The 684-nt window shown below is 36.8% G+C and carries 1 protein-coding gene and 1 pseudogene; both read left to right on the forward strand.

What is annotated here, in order from left to right; all coding sequences use genetic code 11:
• The first annotated feature begins 5 nt into the window (after positions 1 to 5).
• Positions 6 to 356, forward strand: coding sequence for a transposase (locus tag IV513_RS15605; RefSeq protein ID WP_209391470.1), 351 nt, complete (start codon positions 6 to 8; stop codon positions 354 to 356).
• A gap of 28 nt (positions 357 to 384) precedes the next feature.
• Positions 385 to 684: pseudogene (locus IV513_RS15610) on the forward strand (DDE transposase); the annotation flags it as partial.

Below are 684 nucleotides of genomic sequence, written 5' to 3' on the forward strand. Positions count from 1 at the left end.
AGAGGATGAAAACAGAAGACCTACTCAAGTTATTATTGCCTGAATACTTAATCGAATACTTCGATGTTATAAAATTTGAAGAGATTGAAGGCTTACTTCATCTTTATTTTGAAGAGAAAAATACAATCCCCAAAGAATTTTCCTCTTTACAACTTCAATCCAAGGGTTTTCACCAGCAAATAACTGTGGATGACTTTCCACTTCGGGGAAAAGCCGTACAGCTGCACATCAAACGCAGAAGATGGACGGATATAAAATCAGGCAAAATTCTACAAAGAGATTGGAATCTTATCGCTAAAGGAACCCGAATGACGCAGGATTTTGCCGAGTTCTTAAAAAAAATCAGCCGATACTAAAGCGCTTCCTTTAGAAACCATCGGAGAGATGTACGGTGTTAAAGGGAAAAAATTCCGAAGACAGTACAAAAAATCAATAAGTGACTTTAAAAATTGGAAGCAAAAACAACACGCCGAAGATTATATTCTCTATCCCGAAAACTGCTCTCCACAACTCTCTTTAGATGAATTAGCCTTATCGCAAGGTGAACTTTACACCGTATTGACATCCAAGCAAGCCAAAGGTAGAAAAGGGAGTATTGTTGCCATTATCAAAGGAACCAAAAGCGACGAAACTATCAATAAACTACTTAAAATCGATCGAAAATTAAGACTGAAAGTAAAAGAG

Origin of the sequence: Chryseobacterium sp. RR2-3-20 (assembly GCF_017808115.1) — a bacterium.
GTDB lineage: Bacteria > Bacteroidota > Bacteroidia > Flavobacteriales > Weeksellaceae > Chryseobacterium > Chryseobacterium oryzae.